The organism is Pikeienuella piscinae, assembly GCF_011044155.1.
Classification (GTDB): Bacteria; Pseudomonadota; Alphaproteobacteria; order Rhodobacterales; family Rhodobacteraceae; genus Pikeienuella; species Pikeienuella piscinae.
The window spans coordinates 3,629,260-3,649,077 of sequence record NZ_CP049056.1 but is presented as its reverse complement, the minus strand read 5'-3'; the positions used below and the strand labels follow the sequence as shown (position 1 = coordinate 3,649,077).

The 19,818-nt window shown below is 66.4% G+C and carries 16 protein-coding genes; 9 read left to right on the top strand and 7 right to left on the bottom strand.

The genetic code is table 11. From position 1 onward, the window contains the following. Nucleotides 1–16 precede the first annotated feature (16 nt). Nucleotides 17–1,987, top strand: a complete 1,971-nt coding sequence (locus G5B40_RS17335) for a hypothetical protein (RefSeq protein ID WP_165101251.1) — start codon at nucleotides 17–19, stop codon at nucleotides 1,985–1,987. Here the strand turns inward: G5B40_RS17335 and G5B40_RS17330 are convergent. Next, a complete protein-coding gene (locus G5B40_RS17330; RefSeq protein ID WP_165101248.1) occupies nucleotides 1,953–2,447 on the bottom strand; it encodes a hypothetical protein in 495 nt (164 codons plus the stop codon). The two genes, G5B40_RS17335 and G5B40_RS17330, sit on opposite strands and share 35 nt — an antisense overlap. Nucleotides 2,448–2,564: 117 nt before the next feature. Between G5B40_RS17330 and G5B40_RS17325 the strand changes: the two genes are divergently transcribed. Then, nucleotides 2,565–3,260: an RraA family protein gene (locus G5B40_RS17325; RefSeq protein ID WP_165101246.1), complete on the top strand. Its 696-nt coding sequence runs from the start codon at nucleotides 2,565–2,567 to the stop codon at nucleotides 3,258–3,260. 23 nt (nucleotides 3,261–3,283) lie between these two features. Here the strand turns inward: G5B40_RS17325 and G5B40_RS17320 are convergent, their stop codons facing one another. Continuing rightward, complete coding sequence (locus G5B40_RS17320; protein WP_165101243.1) at nucleotides 3,284–3,898, bottom strand: MlaC/ttg2D family ABC transporter substrate-binding protein; 615 nt, start codon at nucleotides 3,896–3,898, stop codon at nucleotides 3,284–3,286. Between the two features lie 19 nt (nucleotides 3,899–3,917). Continuing rightward, entirely contained in the window at nucleotides 3,918–4,694 is a 777-nt protein-coding gene (locus G5B40_RS17315) for an MlaA family lipoprotein (RefSeq protein ID WP_165101240.1), read from the bottom strand. A gap of 216 nt (nucleotides 4,695–4,910) precedes the next feature. Between G5B40_RS17315 and G5B40_RS17310 the strand changes: the two genes are divergently transcribed. The 7 genes from G5B40_RS17310 (at nucleotide 4,911) to G5B40_RS17280 (ending at nucleotide 13,843) form a co-directional block, all read left to right on the top strand. After that, nucleotides 4,911–6,782, top strand: a complete 1,872-nt coding sequence (locus G5B40_RS17310) for a type I secretion system permease/ATPase (RefSeq protein ID WP_165101236.1) — start codon at nucleotides 4,911–4,913, stop codon at nucleotides 6,780–6,782. Between the two features lie 4 nt (nucleotides 6,783–6,786). Then, entirely contained in the window at nucleotides 6,787–8,112 is a 1,326-nt protein-coding gene (locus G5B40_RS17305) for an HlyD family type I secretion periplasmic adaptor subunit (protein ID WP_165101233.1), read from the top strand. An 84-nt stretch (nucleotides 8,113–8,196) separates the two neighbouring features. Further along, the gene (gene ilvD / locus G5B40_RS17300; protein ID WP_165101230.1) at nucleotides 8,197–9,912 is read left to right on the top strand and encodes a dihydroxy-acid dehydratase; all 1,716 of its coding nucleotides are present in this window, start codon (nucleotides 8,197–8,199) and stop codon (nucleotides 9,910–9,912) included. A gap of 27 nt (nucleotides 9,913–9,939) precedes the next feature. Then, the gene (locus G5B40_RS17295) at nucleotides 9,940–10,866 is read left to right on the top strand and encodes an NAD(P)-dependent oxidoreductase (RefSeq protein WP_211907359.1); all 927 of its coding nucleotides are present in this window, start codon (nucleotides 9,940–9,942) and stop codon (nucleotides 10,864–10,866) included. 11 nt (nucleotides 10,867–10,877) lie between these two features. After that, entirely contained in the window at nucleotides 10,878–11,939 is a 1,062-nt protein-coding gene (locus G5B40_RS17290) for a TRAP transporter substrate-binding protein (protein WP_165101227.1), read from the top strand. Between the two features lie 81 nt (nucleotides 11,940–12,020). Then, on the top strand, nucleotides 12,021–12,542 hold the full coding sequence (locus G5B40_RS17285; protein ID WP_165101225.1) for a TRAP transporter small permease: 522 nt from the start codon (nucleotides 12,021–12,023) through the stop codon (nucleotides 12,540–12,542). Further along, nucleotides 12,542–13,843 (top strand): TRAP transporter large permease, encoded by a 1,302-nt coding sequence (locus G5B40_RS17280; RefSeq protein WP_165101222.1) that lies wholly within the window; start codon nucleotides 12,542–12,544, stop codon nucleotides 13,841–13,843. Before G5B40_RS17285 ends, G5B40_RS17280 begins: the two co-directional genes overlap by 1 nt. 6 nt (nucleotides 13,844–13,849) lie before the next feature. On the opposite strand, the gene pobA is transcribed toward G5B40_RS17280, so the two are convergent. The 4 genes from pobA to carB all read right to left on the bottom strand — a co-directional run bounded on the left by pobA (nucleotide 13,850) and on the right by carB (nucleotide 19,746). After that, the gene (gene pobA, locus G5B40_RS17275; RefSeq protein ID WP_165101219.1) at nucleotides 13,850–15,019 is read right to left on the bottom strand and encodes a 4-hydroxybenzoate 3-monooxygenase; all 1,170 of its coding nucleotides are present in this window, start codon (nucleotides 15,017–15,019) and stop codon (nucleotides 13,850–13,852) included. A 24-nt stretch (nucleotides 15,020–15,043) separates the two neighbouring features. Continuing rightward, on the bottom strand, nucleotides 15,044–15,613 hold the full coding sequence (locus tag G5B40_RS17270; RefSeq protein ID WP_165101216.1) for a Pycsar system effector family protein: 570 nt from the start codon (nucleotides 15,611–15,613) through the stop codon (nucleotides 15,044–15,046). Nucleotides 15,614–15,703: 90 nt separating this feature from the next. After that, nucleotides 15,704–16,474 carry a metallophosphoesterase gene (locus G5B40_RS17265; RefSeq protein WP_165101213.1) on the bottom strand — a complete coding sequence of 257 codons (771 nt, stop codon included), beginning with the start codon at nucleotides 16,472–16,474 and terminating at the stop codon, nucleotides 15,704–15,706. Beyond that, a complete protein-coding gene (gene carB / locus G5B40_RS17260) occupies nucleotides 16,471–19,746 on the bottom strand; it encodes a carbamoyl-phosphate synthase large subunit (RefSeq protein WP_165101210.1) in 3,276 nt (1,091 codons plus the stop codon). Before carB ends, G5B40_RS17265 begins: the two co-directional genes overlap by 4 nt. Nucleotides 19,747–19,818 lie beyond the last annotated feature (72 nt).

Below are 19,818 nucleotides of genomic sequence, written 5' to 3'. Positions count from 1 at the left end.
GCGAGCGGGCTGAAGCATGTGGATCAAGGCGATTTTCGCGCGCGAGTTCGGCTTTTCCGACGTCCAGTCGAATTACAGCCGGGTTTACGCATGGATGGCGAACCAGCTCGGCCATATGACGCTGGGAATGGCGACGGCGTTCTTTTTCGTCTGGATCGCCGACACGATCGGCGCGACGGCGCGGCTGATCGTGGACTGGGAAGGGCGACCGCGACAGGCCGCGAACGGCTGCGAATTCGCCTTCGCCTGCGTCGCCAACAACATCCTGCTCTTCGTCGCCGCCTTCGTCATCATCGGCGCGATCTGCGCGATCTGCATCAAGGGCGCCTTCGACGCGCCGCCGCCGATCTCCGCCGATGTCGCCGCGCGTTACCGCGCGATCGCGCCGCGCGCGCGACAGGCGATGCACGGGGTATTCTTCGTCCTCGCCGCGCTCACGCTCGGTTACCTCCTGTCGCGCGCTCTGGGCATGTCCGCGCCCGAGGATCGTGAACGCCTCGTGGAGCTGATCGGCGTCACGACCGCCGTTTTCGCTATCGGCGCCGGAGTGCTGATGCTCTGCCACGACATCCGTTATTTCACATTCGCGCTTCTGGCGGTATTCGGCGCTTTCTGGATCGCAACGAACGGCGCGGGGGCCGTCGAATCCGTCCGCCGCTGGATCGCCGTCGCGCTCGCGCTGCTCTTCTTCGTCTACGCGATGCGATCGCTGGTGATCGGCGCTGACATTCCGGAAAAGCTCGGCGGGCTGGAAAAGTTGATGCAGGGCGCAGTCGTGGCGATCATCGCGCTCTGGTTCGTCTCGGGCACATGGCATGGACTCGAAGGAGACTGGCCGATGGCGATCGCCGCCGCCATCGCGTCCTGCGCGCTCTGGTGGGTGAAGGAGTTCGCTTCCGACCTCCCCAACGTGCATCATGAAATCGCCGACGCCGCTCGCAAGCGCCCGAAGAACGTGCTCGGCGCCTGCAAGCGGGTGGAGCGCGACTATATCGACGATGCGCGTATGGACGCGCGGACCGACGGGATGTTCTACTTCGCCGGCGCCTGGATCGGCGCCGGAGTTCTGTCCGATACGCCTGTCATGACGACGGCCTCATGGCCGTCCGGCTCAGAGGTGATGGGCCTCCTGGTGTTCCTCGCGATCTTTCTCGGTCTCGGAAAGACTTGGGCGTTTCGCCAGCAAGCGCTCGACTTCGCCGGACTCGACAAGGCGAGCCGCCTCGCGGTCTTCCACGCCGCGCTCCGCATCGTCGTGATCCCGGCCGAGCAGCCGCTGGAGACCGGGCGCGCCGCGCCAGCGCCGGAACTCCCCTATTTGCCGGAGCCGCTCGACAGGCTCCGGGACTTCGCGCGGGCGACGGAAGACCCCGGATTCGATCATCTGATCGTCTTCGGCGCGCTCGGTTCAGGCCGCACGCCGCTCGGCCGCGCGCTCGCCTCGGAAGCCGCGCTGGCCGATCTGCCGACGCTTGGCGATCGGATCACGCTCGGCGCCGCGACGGCTGAGAAGGCGCGGCGCACGGGGCGCTACATCGTCGCCCGCAAGCTCGTCCATTTCATGCGCGACATTTCAGGGCGCACCGATGTCGTCGCGACTCCGACGGTCGATCTCCTGATCGAGAAGGCGAGCGGCGACGTCGTCCGGAGAGACGGCGAATTCGACCCGGCGACGCATGAACTGGTCCCCGCCGCGAACCTGGTCGTGATCGACGATTTCGAGACCGAACAAGGGCTGACGCCGCGCGCGTTGGCGGCGAACCTGGCGCTTGCGGCAGGGCAGCAGACGGCATGGTTGATCGCGGATGGGCGCTTCGACCCCACCAACGGTTGCTCCGATCAGACGGACATCGACGCCTGGACGCCGGACTACCGGACGGTGGAGGACGAACTGGCGGCGATCCGCGCCGCGTTGACGGTCGATGGACTCGTCCCGCGCCTCGGGGTGGGATTCACGCGCCGCTTCTCATCGCCAGCGCGCCGCTGAGCGCATCGGCCATGTGACGCCCGGCGCGGCTCGGCGTCGCGCCGCCGACTCCGACCCGCCGACCCAGTCTCCACCAGAGGCCCGGCGACCAGCCGCGCGGGCGCGGCTCCGTCAGTTTCAGCACGAAACCCGACGAGGGCTTGAAGAAGGCGAAACCGCGTTCGATCCTCTCGATCTCGTCCAGCCGACAGATCTCGGCGCCGGAATCATCGACCAGTCGCTCGCCGTCAAAGATAAGCCGGGCGGCGTCGGTGAGAAAGAGCGCGCGCCCGAGCAAGAGCAGCCCGATCGTGGAGAGCGCCATGAAACCGGCGGTCAGGGGCGAGCTGGAGAACGAAGCGCTCCCGACCGCACCGCACGCGACCGCCAGCACGATCAGCGCGACGAAAAGCATCCAGCGAAGCGCCTCCGGCCGGGCGATCTCGATCGTGGCCGCGTTGATGTCCTGCTCATTCGCCATGCCGTTCCCCGGCCCGTTTCAAGATCGCAGAGCATCGCCGTCCGCGCGCAAATGTCCAGCGCTTGCCTTCGCCCGCCGTCTGGAACATCGTCGCGCCGAACGATGAGGAGAGCGAGAATGATCGAAGAGCCGCCCGTGCTGACCATCAGGCGGCCCGACCGTCGCCCGTCCGCGACGCAGATCGCCGCCTTTCAGAACACGCCCACGAGTTTCGTCGTTGACGCGATGCACGGGAGCGGCGTCCTGCTCGGCATTCGTCCGCTCGGCGAGGGACGGGATCTCCATTGTGTCGCGGCGGGGCCGGCCCTGACCGTCGATTGCGGACCAGGCGATATCCTCGCGCTGCTCGCCGCGCTCCCGTTCATCAAGGCGGGGGATATCGTCGTTTCCGCCTTCGGCGCTCACCAGGGCGTCGCGGCGGCGGGCGACCGGGTGACGGGCATGATGCGGAATTCCGGCGCCGCCGGCTTCGTCACCGACGGGCCGATGCGCGATTACGCCGGGCTCGTGCGCGTCGGCCTGCCGGCGTGGTGCGCCGGGCTGAACCCGGGCTCTCCGGTTTCGACCGGGCCGGGCAGGATCGGCCTGCCGATCCAGATCGGCGGACGCGAGGTCGAGACAGGCGACATGATCGTCGCCGATCGCGACGGCGTCGTCATCGTCCCTTTCGAGAAACTCGACAACGTGATTCGTCAGTTGGAGACGGTGCGCCAGCTGGAGTCCGACCTCGACGCCGAGATCGAAAAGGGCCTGAAATCACCCGATGCGATGACGGAACTGCTCTCCGGTGACGGCGTCCGCTACGTAGACTGATCCGCGGGCGGCGCGCCGCGCCGTCAGGCCCCGTGCGAGGCGGCGAGATCGGCGATGAAGAGATCGATGTCGCCGTTTCGCTTGTCGACCATTCCACCAAAGGTCTCGCGCAGGGTGATCGCCAGCGAAACGCCTTCGAATATGATATCGGAAAGCAGCGGCGAGCCGGTCCTGTCGGTGACCAGCCACTCCACCGTGACCGGTTCCGCCGACGGTCGCGTCACCACGCTCTTTACCAGGACGCCCTTCTGCCCGGCGTCTAGCACGCCGGTGAGGGAGATGTCCTCGCCGCTATACTCTCCGAAACGCCGCTGATAGGTGTTGGAGATATAGGTGCGGAACGCCGCCTGGTAGGCGGCCTGCTGCGCTTCGCTCATGTCGCGCCAGGTTCGCCCCATCGCGAAGCGGCCAACGGCTTCGAGCGTGCTCTTGCGCTCAAGAAGCGCGAGAAACTCCGCCGCGCCTTCCGGACCCTTGCGGTCATCCTCGACCAGCGCGCGCAGATCCTTGATCAGGCTTTCAACAAAGTCTTCCGCCGCCGTCGCGGTGAGCGCGGTCGCGCGCCCGGAAGCGAGGGCGAGCGCGCCCGCCGTCAGCGTCAGGGCGCCGCGACGCGTGATCTGCGGGAATCTCGTCATGAGGGCCTCCGGGCTCCGTCTATTGCACCGACGCGTCGCCAAAGATGTCGGGCAGTTGCTCCACACTCGTCTCGCCGGCCACAAACTGCCGCCGCGACTGCACATAACCGGTGCGAACAGATACGTAGCTATCGTCCGTCTCATACAGGATCTGATCCACGAGGTCAGCATTCTCGTAGCGTATGACCACGGGTTGAATGCCGGTGCGGCTGTAGTCGATGGCGGTGACGACGCCCGGCACATCCACGAAGCCGAACGTGATGAGAATCGTCGGATCAAGCACGAAACTTGCGAACAGTCCGGTCATGTCCCGCGTCGTTCTCGGGCCGAACACCGGGAGCTCGTGATAGACGCCCTCATCCGCGCCCCAGAGCGCCAGGGTGACGCCGAAATCGGTCGGCTCGTGCGGCAGACCGAACTCCGTCGCCGGATCGAGAAGTCCGACGGCGCCGATCGTGGTGTTGAGTGCGAATCGCGCGAGCGCGGCGCCCGCCTCCTCGATATTCCCCTGCATGACCCGATTGAGGAAAATTGCGGGCAGCCTCAGATATTCGAGCTCGTTCTTGACCAGATGCTTGACCAGCGCGGGCGTGAAGAGATCATACCCCTCCGCAACGGGGCGCAGCACCAGCGTATCGACGTCCTTGTTGAAACCGTGGAACGCCCGGTTGGCGTCCTCGTAAGGGTCGGCGATCAGCGCGCCCTCGACCGACGGCGTCATCGCGCACCCGGCGGAAAACAGCGCGGCGGCGCAAACGCCCACCCGAGAAACCGCCAGAAACCGTTCGACGCTCATGCCAAATTCTCCGATACCCAGCCAATGTGCGTTCGTGATCGCATGCGCCCTATTGCCTCAGCATGCCTCCACAAGCAAGTCGGCGCGCTTGCCGGCGCCGTGACGAGCGTCACATCGCGCGCGACGGCGTTTCACCACCGCGCCCCGACGTGATAAGAAAGCGTATAGAGGCGCCGAACGGATGTTCGGTTAACATTCCGCGCCTATAGAGGCCTGATGTCGGATTTCAATTCCACCGCCGGGCGCCGCGAACTGCGCGGCGCGCTCAACACGTCGCGCCGGCTACTGCTCGGGGTCGCGGTGTTCAGCGCGTTCGTCAATATCCTGATGCTGACCGGCCCGCTCTTCATGCTTCAGGTCTATGACCGGGTTCTCGCTTCGAATTCGGAAGCGACGCTGGTCGCGCTCTTCGGACTGATCTCCGCGCTCTTCCTTTTCATGGGGCTGCTGGACCACGCGCGCGCCCGCGTTCTTGCGCGGGCCGGCGCCCGGTTCCAGGACCTTCTCGACAAGCGGGTCTTCGACGCCGTTCTGCGCCGCGCGGTCGCGCCCTCGGAACGTTCCCGCCCGCAAACCGGATTGCGCGATCTGGAGACGATCCAGCGCGTCCTATCTTCGCCCGCGCCTTTCGCGCTTTTCGATATGCCGTGGACGCCGGTCTTCATCTTCATCATCTTCTACTTTCACTGGATGCTCGGAACGCTGGCCGTGGCCGGCGGCGCGCTGCTCATCGCGATCGCGTTCTTTAACGAATGGGCCTCGCGCAAGCCGATGGCCGAAAGCCAGCGCGCCTCGGCGCAGTCCGAAGCGTTCTCGGAATCTCTCCGGCGCGAAGGCGAGACGGTGCAGGCGCTCGGCATGCGCGGCGCCGCGCTCGGCAAGTGGCGGAAGTTCCGCGAACTGGCGCTCGCCACCTCCGTCCACGCCTCCGACAGCACCGGCGGCTACGCCACCGCCTCGAAAACGCTGCGCTTCTTTCTCCAGTCGGCGATGCTTGCGCTCGGCGCCTGGCTCGCCATTCAGCAGAAGCTCACGCCGGGCATGATGATCGCCGGCTCGATCCTGATGGGGCGCGCGCTGGCGCCCGTGGAACAGGCGATCGCCCAATGGTCCAACGTGCAGCGGGCGCGGGACGGCTGGAACAATCTTTCCGAACTGCTCGCCAAGACGCCGCCGCAGCAACCGCGCACGGAATTGCCGCCGCCGAAAGGCCGGGTCGATGTGCAGAACGTCTCGGTCGTCGCGCCGGGAGAGCGCGCGCCGACGCTGCGGGGCGTGAATTTCACCGTCGAGGCGGGCCGCGCACTTGGCGTGATCGGCGCCTCGGCTTCCGGAAAATCCACGCTGGCGCGGGCGCTGGTCAACATCTGGAAGCCGGCGCACGGGGTGATCCGGCTCGACGGGGCCGCGCTCGACCAGTTCGAGGACGACGTCCTTGGCGGCTATATGGGTTATCTCCCGCAGGACGTTTCGCTCTTCGAAGCCACAGTGGCGGAGAACATCGCCCGGCTTTCCGACCAGGTCGATCCGGAGGCCGTGGTGACGGCGGCGAAACGCGCTGGCGCGCATGACATGATCCTCAGGCTTCCAAACGGCTACGATACGCCAGCGGGCCCGTCCGGCGGGCGGCTTTCCGGCGGTCAGCGCCAGCGCATCGCCCTCGCCCGCGCGCTCTACAAGGACCCTGCGGTGCTGGTGCTGGACGAGCCGAACTCCAATCTCGACGCGCAGGGCGAAGGCGCGCTGGTCAACGCCATCGTCGAAGCGAAAGCGCGCGGACGCACCGTCATCATCATGGCGCACCGGCCGAGCGCGATCGCCGCCTGCGATTACCTTCTGATGCTGGAGGCCGGCCAGCCCCGCGCCTTCGGCCCGAAGGACGAGGTGTTGCGCCAGACCACCCAGAACTATCAGCAGCTGGCGCAGGGCAAGGCCGGCAGGGTGCAGGGCGCGCCGGCCGTCGCCGGGCCGGCGAAACCCGCCGACCTCCACCTCGCCGCGTCGAAGCCCGCCAATCCGAAGTCCGCGGCCGGCGCGCCGAAACAACACGAAGCCCCCGCCGTGGCGGCGTCGAAGGAAGAGGGCTGAACCGATGTCCTCGGATCCGTTGCTTGATCGCGAAGTCTCCCGCCGCTGGCCGGCCGGCCGGCATCTCGGCCTCGGCGTTCTGACGCTCCTCCTGCTCGTCGTCGGCCTTGGCGGCTGGTCGGCCTTCGCTTCTATTTCGGGCGCCATTGTCGCGCAGGGGAAGCTGAAGGTCGAATCCGAGCGCCAGGTCGTCGAGCACCCGGAGGGCGGCGTGGTGAAGGAGATTCTGGTCAAGGAAGGCGATACGGTCGAAGCCGGCGAGCCGTTGATCCGGCTCGACGACACGCTGATCGCCGCCGATCTCGCGATCGTCGAGGGCCAGCTCTACGAGCTAATGGCGCGGCGCGGCCGGCTGACCGCCGAACAACTCGACAAGCCGCTGCCCGAATTCGACGAAGAGCTGCTCGCCGCTGGCGAATCGAACCCAAAGGTCGCCGCGCTGATCGAGGGCCAGCGCCAGCTCTTCTTTGCGCGCGCCGAAACGCTGAAACAGGAAACCGACCAGCTTCGCGAACGCCAGCAGCAGATCCGCGAGGAGATCGTCGGCGCCCAGGCTCAGCAGAGGGCGCTGGTCGAACAGGTCCGATTTGTCAGACGGGAGCTCCACGATCTGAAGGAATTGCAGAAAAAGGGCCTCGCGCAGGCGAGCCGGGTGCTCGCGCTGGAGCGGGAGAAAGCCCGCCTCGAGGGTCAGCGCGGCGAGTTGATCGCGAATATCGCCCGCCTTCGCGGCCAGATATCCGAGATCGAGATCCAGCTCCTCGGCAACGCTTCGACACGGCGCGAGGATGCGATCACCCAGCTCCGGGACAACGCCTATCGCGAGAACGAGATGCTCGAGCAGCGCAACTCGCTGCTCGAGAGGATCGACCGGCTGGAGATTCGCGCGCCCCGGCCCGGACGTGTCATCGGCATGACCATCTTCGCGCTCAGAAGTGTGGTGAGGGCGGCGGAGCCGATCCTTTATATCGTGCCGTCCGACGCCGGTCTGATCGTCGAGGCGGAAATCGAAACGCGGAATGTCGATCAGGTCTTTCCGGGTCAGGACGCTCGGCTCCGGTTCTCCGCCTTTTCGGCCCGGACGACGCCCGATATCGCCGCAACGGTCATTCAGGTCTCGCCCGACGCCTTCACCAACGAGCAGACCGGACGCTCATACTACATGACCGAGCTTTCCATAAATCCCGGCGAGATCGAGAAGCTGGACCATGTCGAACTCCTCGCCGGCATGCCGGTGGAGGCGTATATCCGAACCGGGGACCGCTCGCCCTTCTCCTATCTCACGAAACCCTTCGCGGATTATTTCAACAAGGCCTTCCGCGAGGAATAGAACCGCTAACGCGGATCGGGGGCTGGACAAGCCGGCGGAAACAATTTCAGGTATAAAGCGTATCCGGCGGACGAAGGAGGCGACGTGACAGATCGGTCCAAGGGCGGGCTCCGCTCACGCATCACCACGGACGGAATCGACCGCGCGCCGCACCGCGCCTTCATGCGCGCGATGGGGCTTGACGACGAAGCGATCGCGCGGCCGATGATCGGCGTGGTCAGCCAGAAGGGCGAGCAGACGCCCTGCAACATGACCCACGAATCGCAGGTGCGGTACGCCAAGGACGGCGTGCATATCGCCGGCGGAACCCCACGCGAGTTCACCACCATCTCCGTCTCCGACGGGATCGGGATGAACCATGAAGGAATGAAATTCTCTCTCGTCAGCCGGGAGCTGATCGCCGACAGCATCGAGGCGGTGGTTCATGGTCACGCCTATGACGGGCTGATCGGGTTTGGCGGTTGCGACAAGACCCTTCCCGGCGTGATGATGGGCATGGTGCGGTGCAACGTGCCGTCAGTCTTCATCTATGGCGGCTCCGCCCTCCCCGGCCGGTTCCAGGGGCGCGACGTCTCCGTCCTCGACTCCTATGAGGGGGTCGGCGCGGTGCAGGCGGGGCGGATGACGGAGGCCGAGCTTCGCGTGCTGGAGCATTCCTGTCTGCCGAGCATCGGCTCCTGCGCCGGGCAGTTCACCGCCAACACGATGGGGATGGTCTCGGAGGCGCTCGGCCTCACGGTTCCCAATGTTTCGATGATCCCCGGCGTCTATTCGCAGCGAATCCCCGCCTGCAAGCGCGCTGGCGCGTTGGTGATGAAGGCGGTCGAGGGCGAGGGACCGCTGCCGCGCGACATCGTCACCCGAAAGGCGCTAGAGAACGCCTGCGCCATCGTCGCGGCGACCGGCGGCTCCACCAACGCCGCGCTTCACATCCCCGCCATCGCGCACGAGGCCGGCATCAGGTTCACCATGGCGGATGTGGCGGAAGTGCTCCAGCGCACGCCGTTCATTGGCGATCTGAAGCCCGGCGGCCAGTATCACGCCAAGGACGTCTTCGACATCGGCGGCGCGCTCGTCGTGATCCGCGAACTGATCAACGCGGGCTACATGCATGGCGAGACGCTGACCGTGACGGGCCGCACCCTCGCCGAGGAGGCCGCGGACGCGCCGGCCCCAGACGGGGAGGTGATCCGCCCGCTCTCCAACCCGATCATGAAGAGCGGCGGCGTCACGGTGCTGAAGGGTAATCTCTGCCCGGACGGCGCGCTTCTGAAGGTCGCGGGGCTGAAGTCGCTCCGGTTCGAGGGAACCGCACGGGTCTTCGAAAGCGAGGACGAGGCCATCGCCGTCATCTCGAAGCGCGACTACCAGAAAGGCGAAGTGCTGATCGTGCGGAACGAAGGGCCGAAGGGCGGCCCCGGCATGCGTGAGATGCTGGGCCTCACCGCGGTGATCTACGGTCATGGCATGGGCGAGGATGTCGCGCTTCTGACCGATGGGCGTTTCTCCGGCGCCTCGCGCGGCATGTGCATCGGCTACGCGTCTCCGGAAGCCGCGGTCGGCGGGCCGATGGCGCTGGTTCAGGATGGCGACCGGATCACCATCGACGCCGATGCGGCGTCGATCACGATCGACATCACGGATGCGGAGATGCAGGCGCGCCGCGACCGCTGGACTCCACCCAAGCCGAACCACCCGGCGGGATTGTTGGCGAAATACGCCGCGACCGTCGGCCAGGCGCACGAAGGCGCGGTGACCCATGCCGGCGGGGCGGTCTGGCCGGAAAAGCCGCACTGCTAGCGCCGCGCGCCAGCGAAAGGAACGAGTGTGAACGAAGCCACCAGGCCCAGGCTCGGCTATATCGGTCTCGGGCTGATGGGCGCGCCGATGTCGCGCCGGCTGCTGGCGGCGGGCTATCCGCTGACCGTCTGGAACCGAACCGCGGCCAAGGCCGAGGCGCTCGTCGCCGAAGGCGCGAAACAGGCAGCCCGCCCGGCCGATGTCGCGGCGGAGGCGGAGATCGTCTTCGCCTGCCTCACCGACGCGGCGGCGATGGAAGAAGCCGTTTTCGGCGAGGGCGGAATCGCCGCGGGCGCCCGCCCCGGCGCCGTGCTTGTGGATTTCTCCTCCATCGCGCCCGACGCAACGCGCGAAATGGCGGCGCGGCTGGAGTGCGAGACCGGTATGATCTGGATCGACGCCCCGGTCTCCGGCGGCGTGCCGGGGGCGGAGGCGGGGACGCTCGCGATCATGGCCGGCGGGCCAGAGCAGGTTTTCGAGCGGGTGAAGCCGGTGGTGCTGGAGATGGCCGCGCGCTTCACCCTGATGGGGCCGAGCGGCGCCGGACAGACCGCGAAGCTCTGCAATCAGGTCGTCGTGGGCTGCACGATGGCGGTGCTGGCGGAGGCGACGCGCCTCGCGGTCAACGCCGGCGTCGACGCCGCGCGCCTGCCGGAAGCGCTGAAAGGCGGCTTCGCGGATTCGATCCCCCTGCAGCTTTTCGTCCCGCGCATGATCGCGGCGGTCCATGAGCCGCCGCTCGGCCACGCCCACACCATGCTCAAGGATCTCGACACGGTTCGAGCGCTGGCGCAGGGTACGAAAACGCCGACGCCCTTCGTCGCGCTCGCGGCTGAGCAGTTCCGGTTGCTGTCGGCGCGCGCCGGAGACGAGGCGGACGCGCTGGAAATTTACAAATTGTCCGCGCCGGAGCCGTTCCCGACGACGGCCACGGAGCCGAAAATCACCAAATAGGGGAGATGAAGATGCGAATGATGAAGATGACGGCGATCGCGGCGGCCTGCGCCGCGACATGGGCGGCCGCGCCCAGCGGCGCATCGGCGGCGGACGAGGTCAAGACGCTCCGAATCGGCACATGGCTGCCGGCGCACCACCTGATCGTAGCGGGCATCATCAAGCCCTGGGCCGACGCGATCGAGGCGGAGACGGACGGCGCGCTGAAATTCGAAATCATGACCTCGCCGCTCGGCCCGCCCCCGGCGCAGTTCGACCTCTTGCTCGACCAGGCGTTCGATGTCGGCTACGGCGTCAGCGGCCACAATGTCGGCCGCTTCACCATGACTCAGGTTATGGATCTCCCTTTCGCCTCACCCGACCCGTGGTCCGGCTCCGCCGCCGCCTGGCAGACCTATGAGCGGTTCGGCGACCAGTATGGCGAGCACGAGGGCGCGCATATCGTCGGGCTCTTCACGCATTCGAACCCGAACATCAACATGGCCAAGGGCCGGATCGAGACGATCGCCGATCTCGAAGGCAAGACCATCCGCGTCGGCGGCGGCGTCACCGGGCGGATCATGAGCCAGCTCGGCGCAACCCCGGTGCAGTTGCCGCCGACCGAGGCGCAGACCGCGATGGCGCGCGGCGTCGCCGACGGCATCACTTTTCCCACCGAGTCGATCGACTTCTTCGGCATCACGCCGGTCATCACCTCGATCACCCGAATCCCCGGCGGGCTCTACACCGACACATTCTGGGTCGCATTCAACCAGGCCAGCTGGGATGGCCTTTCGCCCGAGCAACAGGCGGCGGTCGAAAAGCACAGCGGAATGGCCATCGCACTCCTCGCCGGCTGGGCTTGGACCAATGGCGACCGGATCGGTGAAGCGGCGCTCAACGAGGCCGGTGTCGAATTCATCACGCTTCCCGAGGAAGAGGTCGCGATCGCGAAGGAGCGGCTGGCGGATATGGAGACCGAATGGCTTGCGGAGGCTGAAAAACGCGGCCTCGACGGCCAGGAGATCCTCGATTACGCTCGCCGGATGGTGAAGGATTACAGCGCCTACAAGGTCGTCAACACGCCGAATTGAGGCGAGACGCGCGCGGGCGCCGTAAAGGCGCCCGCGCTCATCACCTTCCACTCCCCGCATCCCGGCGACAGGACCAAGCCCATGCCACGCGCACAGAGCGCATTTGTCGGCATACTCGACCGCGGCTTCACGCTGCTGGTCTGGATCGGCGCTGCGCTGGCGGCAGTGATGATGTTCACGACCTTCGCCAATGTCATCATGCGCTATCTGTTCCGGCACCCGATCCCCGGCTCCTTCGAGATCACCGAGATCACGATGGGCCTGATCGTGTTCTTCGCCCTGCCGAAGATGATCCGCATGCGCGGCAATATCCGCGTCACCATTCTCTTCGACCGATTCGCGCCGGCGGTCCGGGCCTATGCGACCTTCGCGACCGAATTGCTCGGCGCGGCGATATCGATGCTCATCGCCTGGCGCATGTGGCTCTATGGCGAGCGTATCCTCACTTATGGCGAGGTGACTATGGAGCTTCGCGTGCCCAAGGGACTCATCGCGCAGTCGATGGCGGCGCTCCTCGTCGTCGCGGCGCTGGCTTTCGTGATCTGCGCCTTCGAAGCGCTGAAGAATGAACCGGAATCCGGCGTGGACGGGGTCGGACTCTGATGGGCGTATGGGAGATCACCGGCCTCGCCTTCGTCGGCGTTTTCGGCCTGATGATGGTCGGCATGCCGATCGCCTTCGCGATGCTCGTGATCGGCCTCGGCGGCATCGTCGCGGGCGTCTCCGTCCACACCGCGCTCGGAATGATCGGGCAATTGCCGTTCAACGCGACGATGTCCTATGAGCTTTCGGTCGTGCCCATGTTCGTCCTGATGGGCGCGCTGGTGACGCGCGCGCGCATGTCCGAGGATCTCTACCGCCTCTGCCACGGCTTCGTCGGCCATCGGCCCGGCGGGCTGGCTTCGGCGACCGTCCTCGCCTGCGGCGGCTTCGCTGCGCTGAGCGGCTCCTCGATCGCGACGGCGGCGACGATGGCGAAGGTCGCGGTGCCGGAGATGCGGCGCTACGGCTATGCGGACGGACTCGCGGCGTCCTCCGTCGCGGCGGGCGGCACGCTCGGCATCCTGATCCCGCCCTCGGTCATTCTCGTCCTCTACGGCATCGCCACCGGCACCGATATCGGCAAGCTCTTCATCGCCGGGGTTCTGCCCGGACTGCTGGCGATCGCGCTCTATCTCGTCGCTGTCGGCGTCGTGGCGCGGCTCTTTCCCGACTCCGCGCCCGCCGCGCCGCGCACCGGCTGGGCGGACAGGTTCGCCCGCTTCCGCAGCGTCGGCCCGATTCTCCTTCTCTTTGTCCTGATCATCGGCGGGCTTTATCAGGGCGTCTTCACGCCAACCGAGGCCGGCGGCGTCGGGGCGTTTGGCGCGCTTGTCTTCGCGCTCTGGCGAAGAGCGCTCGGCGTCCCGGAATTCGTCGATGCGCTGGTCGAGACGGTGACGACCACCGCCAGCCTCTTTCTGGTGCTGATCGGCGCGCTTGTCTTCTCCAATTTCATGAATCTGATCGGGTTGCCCGCCGCGCTCTCCGATCTGATCCGGGCGCAGGCGCTTACGCCGCTGGAGGTGATGCTGATCATCTTCGCGGTCTATGTCGTACTCGGCATGTTCATGGAGTCGCTTTCCATGATCCTGCTGACCATCCCGATCTTCTTTCCCATCGTCGTCGATCTCGGGTTCGACCCGATCTGGTTCGGCATTTTCGCGGTGATGGTGACCGAACTCTCGCTGATCACGCCACCGGTCGGGCTCAACCTCTTCGTCATCAAGGGGGTGATCGGCGACGTGCCGATGGGCGCGATCTATCGCGGGATCGTGCCCTTCATCATGGCCGACCTGGTGCGCATCCTGCTAATCATCGCCTTCCCGACGCTTGTCCTTTTCCTGCCGCTGAGTTCGGGCTGAACGCGGTCAGAAGGGCAGACCGACGTAATTCTCCGCCATCACCGTCTGCGCCGCTCCGGAATGTTCGAGATAGTCGATCTCGCTTTCCTGGATGCGCTGATCGAACGGGGTCTGGTCGGGGAAACGATGCAGCATCGTCGTCATCCACCAGCTGAAGCGCACCGATTTCCAGACCCGCGCCAGCGCAAGGTCGGAATAGCGGTCGATCCCCTCCTCCGATCCGTCTCTGTAGAGGGCGACCAGCGCGCGATGCAGGTAATGGACGTCGGAGACGGCGAGGTTCAACCCCTTGGCCCCGGTCGGGGGCACGATATGCGCGGCGTCGCCGACCAGAAAGAGCCGACCCCAGCGCATCGGTTCGGCGACATAGCTCCGCAATGGCGCGAGCGACTTCTCGGTGATCCGGCCGGTCGTCAGCACATCGGCGGCCGCCTCGGGAATCCGCCGCTTCAACTCATCCCAGAACCGGCTATCGGACCATGCGGCGGGGTCCTCGTCGACCTCGGTCTGCACGTAGTAGCGGCTGAGTCCCTCATTCCGCATCGAGCAGAGCGCGAAGCCGCGCGTGCTGTTCGCGTAGATCAACTCGTCGCTGACCGGGTGCGATTCCGACAGGACCCCGAGCCAGCCGAACGGATAGACCCTTTCGTATTCACGCAGGACCGTCTTCGGGATGACCCCCCGGCTGACTCCATGAAACCCGTCGCAGCCGATAACGTAGTCGCAATCGATTCGACACTCGCGACCATCCTTCCGGTAGGTCACATGGGGCGTCCTCCCGTCGACGCCGTGAATCTCCACCCCTGCGGCCTCGTCGATCACCGCGCCGTCGGCGGCGTCGCGCGCGTCGTAAAGGTCCCTCGTCACCTCGGTCTGGCCATAGACCAGAACCGGACGGCCGGCGCGCTCCTTGAGCGGGACGCGGAAGCCGCGATTTTGCGCTGAGAGATATACGCCCTCGTGAACGAACCCCTCCCGGTCCATGCGTTCTCCGACGCCCGCCTCGCGCAGCGTCTCGACGGTGCCCCATTCGAGGACCCCGGCCCGGACTCGCGCCATCACATACGCACGCGGACGCCGCTCCAGCACCACCGTTTCGACGCCGCTCAGGTGGAGTAGCTGGCTGAGAAGCAGGCCGGACGGCCCGCCCCCGATGATGACGATCCGAGCGCGCATCGCCCCTCCGCTCCCTAACCGGCCTCAGGCCGAACCGTACGCGGCGCGCGCCGCGATGAAAAAGAAGTCCGCCATGGCGATCCCGAACGCCGCGCGCAGCCAGTTGAACTTGCGTAACAGGATCTGCGCCTGCGCCTGATTGCTGCGCGCAATGGAGATCACCAGTTGCGAGACCTGCGCGCCGCGCATGAAATCGGCGTAGAGATCGCTGTTCATCCCGTCGGCGGTCAGCGCCGGCCATGAGAACCGCTCGCTCGCCGCCAGTTTCGCGCGAAGCGGCCGGCCCGCGTAACGGGGGAACAGCACGATCACACAGCAGATCAGCGCCGCCGCGTGCAGCGAAATGACGAGGATCGACTCGGTGTTAACGACCGTCGGATCAAGGGACGCGCCGGGCCCGCGCGTCGCGAGCAGACCGACGATCGCGAGAAGCGCGCCTGCCTTCGCATCCGCGAACTGGGTCTGCGCGACCAGCGCGGAGTTCTGGCCCAGAAGATACGCAAGCCGGACCCGCGCAGTCTGATCGATCGATATCCCCTCATGCGAGGAGACATCCCTGTCCAGCGGCAAGTCTTCGATGCGGGTGTCGATCACCTCAAGGCCCTTCCCCGGCGGCCGATCAGGGCCGCATGAAATGGAACTGATACAGAACCGTCGCGCGGGGGCAAGTTCGCCGGCGCGCGCTCAGCGCAGAACCGGCCCGTCGAGCACGCGCACGCCATCACGCGTCCCGTCGCCCGCCGCGTCGATAACCAGACATGAAAGCGGCCCGCCATAACCGGCGCCGGTGTCGATGGCGATGCGGTTCCCGTGGTCCTCGACCCGCTCCACCGGCGTATGGCCGTGAACGATGACCGCGCCGTGATCTGCGTCGCTTGTCAGGAACGGATCGCGAATCCAGATCAGGTCGTCCTCCTCCTGCTGGCTCAGCGGGACGCCGGGGCGCACGCCGGCATGGGCGAAGAACCAGCCGCGCCAGGACCAGAACCGGCGGAGCCCGGCGAGAAACGCGAAATGCGCCGCGGGGACCGCAGCGCGCGCCTCACGATGGAGCGCGTCGCCGCGCGCCTTGGTCGCGCCTTCCGGCAACTCGAGTCCGTAGGAGCGCAGCGTATCCAGCCCGCCGAGTCGCTCATGCAGCCACCAGAAATCCGGATGCAGCCGCTCGTCCCGCCCGCCCGGCGCGACAAGATAGCGAAAGAACATCCGGTCATGATTGCCGAGCAGATTGACCCACGGCGCATCGGCCGCCGCCCCCGCCGCGAGATAGGCGAGGACGCCCGCGCTTTCCGGCCCCCGGTCAACATAGTCGCCGATATGCACGATCGCGTGCGCGGCGACCGGATCGGCCGCGAGATCGGCGTCGATTCGGGCGTGCGCCGCCCGCAGGAGGTCGAGACGGCCATGGATGTCGCCGATCGCATAAACCCGTTCCGGACCGGGCGCCGCGCTCATCTCGCCGCGTAGGCCTGAAGCGTCTCAACCTCGATCTCGCCGTCAAGACGGTTGGCGATCGCCCGCGCCGCCGCCGCCGCGCCGGCCGCGGTCGTGTAATAGGGCGTCCGCATGTGCAGCGCCGTCGCGCGAAGGCTGGCGCTGTCCCGGACGGACTGCGGCAGGTCGGTGGTGTTGAAGACCAGTGCGATCTCGCCATCCTTCATCAGGTCGACGGCGTTCGGCCGCCCTTCGTAGACCTTCTTCACCACCGACGCGGGCGCGCCGTTCTCCGCAAGATAGGCGGCGGTGCCGGATGTAGCGACGATTTCGAAGCCGAGCGCGACCAGCCGGCGCGCGGCGTCGAGGATTAACGCCTTGTCGGCGTCCTTCACCGAAATGAAGACCCGTCCGCCGCCCGGCAGCGTCACTCCGGCGGCGATCTGGCTCTTTAGGAAGGCGCGGGCGAAGCCGCGGTCTATCCCCATAACTTCGCCGGTCGAACGCATCTCGGGGCCGAGGAGCGTATCGACGCCGGGGAAGCGGGCGAAGGGCAGCACCGCCTCCTTCACCGCGACATGGCCGGGATCGGCGGAGGGAAGCGCGAAGGCGGAGAGTTTCTCGCCCGCCATAAGGCGCGCCGCGATGGCGGCGATTGGCGCGCCGACCGCCTTGGCGACGAAGGGCACCGTGCGCGACGCACGCGGATTGACTTCGAGGACGTAGATGTCCGCGCCCTTGATCGCGAACTGCACGTTCATGAGCCCGACGACGCCAAGCCCGCGCGCCATCTCGGCGGTCTGCCGTTTCAACTCGTCGATGGTTTCAGCCGACAGCGTATGCGGCGGCAGGACGCAGGCGCTATCGCCGGAATGGACGCCGGCCTCCTCGATATGCTCCATCACCCCGGCGACATGCACCGCCACGCCATCGGAAAGCGCGTCGACATCGACCTCGACGGCGCCGGAAAGATAGCTGTCGATCAGGACCGGGCTGGCTCCGGAAACGACCACCGCCTCGCGGATATAACGCTCCAGTTCTGCGTCGGCGCGGACGATCTCCATCGCCCGGCCGCCGAGCACGTATGACGGGCGGATCACCACGGGGTAGCCGACCTCATGCGCGACGCTGAACGCCTCATCGCGACTGTGCGCGATGCCGTTCTCGGGCTGCTTCAGTTCGAGCTTGCGCAGGAGCTTCTGAAAACGCTCCCGATCCTCGGCGAGGTCGATGGCGTCCGGAGAAGTGCCGAGGATCGGAATTCCCGCCGCCTCCAGCGCGTTCGCCAACTTCAGCGGCGTCTGGCCGCCGAACTGGACGATGACGCCGTGAAGCTCCCCGTTCTCCTGCTCGATCCGCAGGATCTCCATGACATGCTCGATGGTCAACGGCTCGAAATAGAGCCGGTCGGAAGTGTCGTAATCCGTCGAGACCGTCTCCGGGTTGCAGTTGATCATGATCGTCTCATAGCCCGCCTCGGTCAGCGCGTAGCAGGCGTGACAGCAGCAATAGTCGAACTCGATCCCCTGACCGATCCGGTTCGGACCGCCGCCGAGAATGACAACCTTCTTGCGTCCGGTCGGCCGCGATTCACATTCGACCATGCCCATCGCGTCGGCTTCATAGGTCGAATACATATAGGGTGTCTGCGCTTCGAATTCGGCCGCGCAGGTATCGATCCGCTTGAAAACCGCCGTGACGCCAAGCGCCATCCGGCGGGCGCGAACGTCTGCCTCCTCCAGTCCGCAGAGATGCGCAAGGCGCGCATCGGAAAAGCCCATCGCCTTCAGCGCCCGCATCCCGGCCGCATCCGTCGGCAAGCCGCGTTCGCGCACGAGCGACTCCTCCGCGATGATCTCGCCGATGCGCTCAAGGAACCAGGGATCGAAGGCGGTCGCGGCCTGGATGTCGTCATGGTCGAGGCCCTCGCGCATCGCCTGGGCGATCACGCGGATCCGGTCCGGCGTCTGTTTCGCCAGCGCCGCCATCAGCGCCGCCTTGCGCTCTTCCTTTCCTGTGGCCTCCTCGAGCCCGTCGATGACGATCTCGTCGAGACCGGAAAGCCCGGTCTCCATCGAGCTCAGCGCCTTTTGCAGGCTCTCGTGGAATGATCGGCCGATCGCCATCGCCTCGCCCACCGACTTCATCGCCGTGGTGAGTTCGGGTTTCGCGCCGGGGAATTTCTCGAAAGCGAAACGGGGGATCTTGGTGACGACATAGTCGATTGTCGGCTCGAAGCTCGCCGGCGTCACCCCGGTGATGTCATTGTCGAGCTCGTCGAGCGTATAGCCGATGGCGAGCTTCGCGGCGATCTTGGCGATCGGAAAGCCCGTGGCCTTGGAGGCCAACGCCGATGAGCGCGAGACCCGCGGGTTCATCTCGATCACCACGAGCCGGCCGTCATCCGGATTGACCGCGAACTGGACGTTGGAGCCGCCGGTTTCCACCCCGATCTCGCGTAGAACCGCGATCGAGGCGGAGCGCATCATCTGGTATTCCTTGTCCGTCAGCGTCAGCGCCGGCGCGACGGTGATGCTGTCGCCGGTATGGACGCCCATCGGATCGACATTCTCGATGGCGCAGATGATGATGCAGTTGTCCGCCTTGTCGCGGACCACCTCCATCTCGAACTCCTTCCAGCCGAGCAGGCTCTCGTCGATCAGGATCTGGCTCACCGGCGATGCGTCGAGGCCGGTCTCGCAGATCCTGAGGTAATCTTCGCGGTTATAGGCGACGCCGCCGCCGGTGCCGCCGAGCGTGTAGGCCGGGCGGATGATCGCCGGGAGGCCGATATCGTCGAGCGCCGCGACGCATTCCGCCATGCTCTCGGCGATGGTCGCGCGCGGATTTGAGAGGCCGATCCGCTCCATCGCCTCGCGAAACAGCTTCCGGTCCTCGGCCATCTCGATGGCCGCGCGCTTTGCGCCGATCAGTTCGACGCCGAGCCGGTCCAGCGCCCCCGTTTCCGCCAGCTTCATCGCCGTGTTGAGCCCGGTCTGCCCGCCCATCGTCGGCAGCAGAACCATCCGTTCGCCCGGATTCCGCTCTTGCTCCTGGATGATGATGCGCTCCACCACCTCCGGCGTGATCGGCTCGACATAGGTCGCGTCGGCGAGGCCGGGGTCGGTCATGATCGTCGCCGGGTTCGAATTGACGAGGATGACGCGATAGCCTTCTTCGCGAAGCGCCTTGCACGCCTGGGCGCCGGAATAATCGAACTCGCAGGCCTGACCGATGACGATGGGTCCGGCGCCGATGATCAGCACGCTGTCGATATCGGCGCGTTTCGGCATGGCGGGGCTCCCAGAAGGTCTTGTTCGCGATCCAAGCGACGTGACCGGCGAGGATCGCGCCGGTTATAGGGA